This window comes from bacterium (assembly GCA_035281585.1).
GTDB lineage: Bacteria > UBA10199 > UBA10199 > DSSB01 > DSSB01 > DATEDP01.
In genome coordinates, this window is sequence record DATEDP010000054.1 from 1 (window position 1) to 4,808 (window position 4,808).

The following is a 4,808-nucleotide window of genomic DNA, read 5'->3' on the forward strand; positions in this document are numbered from 1 at the left end:
CCAGGATCCGGGTTTCGAGATTGCCAATCTGGGAATGGATCGCGCCGATTTCGACCGAATAACGCTCCGGCGACATGGCCGCGAGAGTGTTAATCTTTCCCTGAAGAGCCTCGAGCGCGGATCTGATTTCGGATTTTTCCGACGCCGGCAGCTGAGAGCCGGCCAAGGCCTCGAGCAATTGCCCAACCTTGGCGTGAAGGCCTGACGAGCCATCGGAAGGGGTGTCGCTTCCGATGAAGACGTCCTCGGAAATCCCGAGCTCCCCTTCCCATTCATATTCCTCAAAGCCTTCGACTCCAAGACCGGAGTCGGCATCGATCGAGAAGCCTGCCTCGTAATCGCTGAACGTTTGCGGAGTTTCTTGGATATAAGAATTAGTGTAAAAAGTCATGAGCCCTCCTCCTCTCAACCCTCTCGTATTATCGAGATCGGAGTCGGCAGGGTTGCCTTCGCCCATGCCAAATCAAACATCTCCTGAAAAATCACCCAAAATGGTGATTTCTAGTCGACGCGGTTTCTACGGAGCCCCTTTCGAAAACAATCGATGTTTTTGCCGCACTCCAGCAAGAGTCGCCGCCGTGATTCCCGACTTGCCCAAGCGACATGAGGCGTGAGCAGGACCTTGTCGCGCAAGTCTTTCGCGAGCAAGGGATGATGCCTGGATGGCGGCTCTTCGGAAAGGACGTCGGCGCCGTAGCCGGCCAAGCGGCCGGCCCGCAAAGCCTTGGCCACCGCGGATTCTACGACCAGCGGGCCCCGAGCGAGGTTGAGGAGAGACGCGGTGGGCTTCATCCACGAGAGCTTTTCGGCGTCGATCAAGCCTCGGGTCGCCTCGGTCAAAGGACAATGCAGCGTCACGTAGTCGCTTTGCGCCAAGACCTTCTTCAAGGGCTCGCGCTTTTCGCTCTTGCGATAGCTTCGCCCCGGCAGCTTGGCGAGACGGACCTTCATCCCCAAGGCCTTGGCCAAGGCCGCGACCCGCCGGCCGATGTCGCCGTAGCCGAGGATGCCGAGAGTCTTTCCGGCCAAATCGGAAAAAGGAAAATCGAGCAAGGCGAAATGGGGCGAGCGGCTCCAGTCCCCGGCTCGAACCGCCTCGACGTGCTCGACCCAGCGATGGGCGAAGGATAAAAGGAAGAGGATCGTGTGCTCGACCACCGTGGCGGTCGAGTAGCCGGGAACGTTGCAGACCGCGATGCCCTGGCGCTTGGCTTCGACCAGATCGACGTTGTTGGTTCCGGTCGCCGCCACCGCGATCAGCTTCAAAGCCGGCAGGCGGCTCATTTCGGCCGGCCCCAGCGGGTACTTGTTGGAGATCAGAACCTCGGCCCGCTGCGCCTCCATCGGCAAGGCCTCGCCGGCCTTCTTGTCCAGCGCCAAGAAATTTCCGAGGCGCCGCAAGGCGCTCAAGTCGACGTCGCCCAAATCCACCGTGGGAGCGTCGAGGAAAACGATCAGGGGTTTTGGCTTAAGCATCGAGAATCCCTTTAAAATCCCATTTTTGACTTGTTGATCATGGGGGGTTATGATTTAGCCCATTTTATGAAACGCAGTCACGATTTATGGAAAGCGAAGCTGGAAGGCAAAATGCCCGCCGAGCTGGCCCGGGAAATCGACATTTTCGAGACCCAAATCCACCTTCGCAAGCAGAACAAGATCGAGGAAAAGCTCTTCGCCGAAACCCGCCTCCGCCGCGGCGCCTACGGCCAACGCTACGACAACGGCCAGCGCCATGACGGCGTCAAGGTCCAACAGCTCGAATTCCCCCACCAGGGCCTGACCAAGGGCCCGATGACCGAATGGGACGCCCCCGGCATGCAGCGGATCAAGATCCCGCTTGGCGGCATGAACGCCGAGCAGCTCGAACTGATGGCCGACGTCGCCGAGGAGTATTCCGACGGGATCGCCCACGTCACCACCCGGCAGGACTTTCAGCTCCACTTTGTTCACATCGAGGACACGCCGGCGCTGATGCGCCGCTTGGCCGCCGTCGGCATCACCACTCGCGAGGCCTGCGGCAATTCGGTCCGCAACGTCACGGCCTGCCCTTATACCGGCGTCTGCCCCGACGAATCCTTCGACACCAGCCCCTACGGCCGGGCCATCATGAAATTCCTGCTCGGCCACCCCGACTGCCAGGATTTCGGCCGCAAGTTCAAGATCGCGTTCAGCGGCTGCCGGCAGCACGCCTGCGGCCTGACCAATATCCACGACTTGGGCGCCATAGCCGTGACCCGCGAGGAGAACGGCAAGGTTCAGCTCGGCTTCGAGCTCTACGTCGGCGGCGGCTTGGGCGCGGTCCCCTTCAGCGCCAAGCTCTTCGACGAGTTCCTCCCGCCCGAGGAATTGCTCCCGATCGCCCAGGCCATCGCCCGGGTCTTCGCCCGTTTGGGCGAAAAGAAGAACCGCAACCGGGCCCGGATCAAGTTCCTCATCAAGGATTTGGGCATCGAGAAGTTCAAGGAGCTGGTGCTCGAGGAGCGCAAGATCCTGCCCCACGACCCCCGCTGGACCGGCCTGATCGAGGAAGAATTGAAGCACGAGGAATCGGCGCTCAAGGCCGGCGACGACAAGATCCCCGAGGGCGACGGCTCGCCGGAATACCAGCGCTGGCTGAAAAGCAATATCCGCCCCCAGAAGCAGGCCGGCTACGTGACCGTGACCGTCTGTTTGCCGCTGGGCGACATCACGCCCCATCAGCTGCGGGCCCTGGCCGACCTCTCGCGGAAATACACCCACGAGACCGTTCGCACCACCGTCGAGCAGAACATCGTCCTGCGCTGGATCAGCAAGCGCGACCTCTTCGATTTATTCCAGGGCTTGAAGGCCGTGGGCCTGGCCCGCTCCGGCGCCGGCCAGATCTTCGACGTCGTCTCCTGCCCCGGCACCGACACCTGCAAGCTCGGCATCTCGGCTTCGCGCGGCCTCGCCGCCGAGCTCGGCAAGCGCCTCGGCGAGCAGGCTTTCCGGATGGACCAAGCGGTCCAAGATCTCCACATCAAGGTCAGCGGCTGCTTTAACAGCTGCGGCCAGCATCACGTCGCCGACATGGGCTTCTACGGCGTCAGCCGGAAGGCCGGCAACCACGCGGTGCCCCACTTCCAAGTCCTGCTCGGCGGGCAATGGGAGAACAACGGCGGCTCCTACGGCCTGCCGATCGTCGCCATTCCCTCGAAGAACATTCCCGACGTGGTCGAGCGGCTCAGCTCGCGCTTCGCCAAGGAGCGGCAAAACGCCGAAACCTTCCAAGATTTCTACAAGCGGATCGGCAAGGTCGAGACCAAGGCCATGCTCGAGGACCTGATCAAGATCCCGGAATACGCGAGCAGCCCCCAGTATTACAGCGATTGGGGCGATCCCCGCGAGTTCACCATCGGCGACATCGGCACCGGCGAATGTGCCGGCGAGGTCGTTTCCTTGGCCGAATTCGAGTTGGCCAACGCCGAGCGCGAGTATTTCGAATCCCAGGTTTCTTTCGAGAAGGGCGATGTCCAAAGGGCCGGCCAGCAGGCTTTCCAGTCGATGGTCACCGCGGCCCGGGCCCTGGTGAAAACCGAATTTATCGACGTCCCGGCCGAAGCCGACCGGGTGATCCAAGAATTCAAGACCCGCTTCTACGACACCCAAAAGTTCTGGGATCCCTTCGCCGGCGGCAAGTTCGGCCAGATGCTCTTCGCCGCCCACGAAAAATCGCGGGAGCCCTACCAATCCGAGGGGGTCCATCATCTCTTGGAGGAGGCCCAGCTCTTCATCGACGCGGCTCACAGCTGCTACAACAAGATGGGGTCTAAGATTTAGATTCCATGGAACTACAGCACGTCAACATCAAGATCTTTGCCGAGAACCCCCAAGCCGTGGAGCAGGAGCTCTTCACGCCGATCTTCCACTCCTGGATCCAAGAGCAGGCCGCGCCCGAAACGCTGCTGCTCGACGTCGCCGACTACCTCCACGTGCCCCAAGGCCCCGGCATCGTCTTGATCGGCAACGAAGCCGACTACAGCATGGACGACAGCGGCGGCCGCTTGGGGCTGCGCTACAATCGCAAGCTGGCCTTGGGCGGCAACAATGGCCAACGCTTCGCTCAAGCCCTGAAGGCGGCGCTTTGGGCCTGCCTGAAGCTGGAGAAGGATCCGCGGATGGCCGGGAAGCTGAAATTCAAGAAGGACGAGCTCGAGCTCTTCGTCAACGACCGGGCCCTGGCGCCCAACCTTCCCGAAACGCAGGCCGCCTGCTCCGGCGAGATCCAATCCTTCTTCGAGAAGATTTTTCCGGAAGGCTTTCAGGCTGCCTATCCGAAAGACCCGCGGGAAAGATTCGGGGTCTTGCTGTCTTCCGCCAAGCCCTTCGATTTTGAAGCCGCCTTGCAAAAACTTTAGGAGAAGCCATGTCCATTCAGCAAATCAGCCCGGCCGAAGCCAAGGAAACCCTCGATCAGGACTCCCAAGCGCTCTACGTCGATGTCCGCTCCATCCCGGAGTTCACCGCCGGCCACCCCAAGGGCGCGATCAACATCCCGATCATGAACCGCGGCGGCTACGGCATGGAGCCGAATTCCGATTTTCTGAAGGTCGCCAAGGCCGTTCTGCCCAAGGACAAGAAGCTGCTCGTCGGCTGCCAGGCCGGCGGCCGCTCCCAGAAAGCCTGCGAAATGCTCGAGGCCGAAGGTTACACCCAGCTCGCCAACGTTTTCGGCGGCTTCGGCGGCGGCCGCAACCCCGAGACCGGCGAACCCCAACCGGGCTGGAAGGACTTGGGCCTGCCGGTCGACACCGACAACGGCGAAGGCGTGAGCTACGAATCGCTGAAGA

Annotated in this window: 5 protein-coding genes; 3 read left to right on the forward strand and 2 right to left on the reverse strand. The window is 61.5% G+C overall.

The window, feature by feature from the left end; genetic code table 11:
* Both VJR29_04015 and VJR29_04020 read right to left on the reverse strand, forming a co-directional pair.
* Positions 1 to 457, reverse strand: a 457-nt coding sequence (locus VJR29_04015; protein HKY62563.1) for a hypothetical protein, incomplete at its 3' end; no start/stop codon positions are given.
* 44 nt (positions 458 to 501) lie between these two features.
* The gene (locus VJR29_04020) at positions 502 to 1,476 is read right to left on the reverse strand and encodes a D-2-hydroxyacid dehydrogenase (protein HKY62564.1); all 975 of its coding nucleotides are present in this window, start codon (positions 1,474 to 1,476) and stop codon (positions 502 to 504) included.
* A gap of 66 nt (positions 1,477 to 1,542) precedes the next feature.
* On the opposite strand from VJR29_04020, the gene VJR29_04025 reads away from it, so the two are divergent.
* The 3 genes from VJR29_04025 to VJR29_04035 all read left to right on the forward strand — a co-directional run.
* Positions 1,543 to 3,798, forward strand: coding sequence for a nitrite/sulfite reductase (locus VJR29_04025; protein ID HKY62565.1), 2,256 nt, complete (start codon positions 1,543 to 1,545; stop codon positions 3,796 to 3,798).
* A gap of 5 nt (positions 3,799 to 3,803) precedes the next feature.
* On the forward strand, positions 3,804 to 4,376 hold the full coding sequence (locus VJR29_04030) for a hypothetical protein (protein ID HKY62566.1): 573 nt from the start codon (positions 3,804 to 3,806) through the stop codon (positions 4,374 to 4,376).
* An 8-nt stretch (positions 4,377 to 4,384) separates the two neighbouring features.
* Positions 4,385 to 4,808: rhodanese-like domain-containing protein (locus VJR29_04035; GenBank protein ID HKY62567.1), on the forward strand; the 424-nt coding region annotated here is incomplete at its 3' end.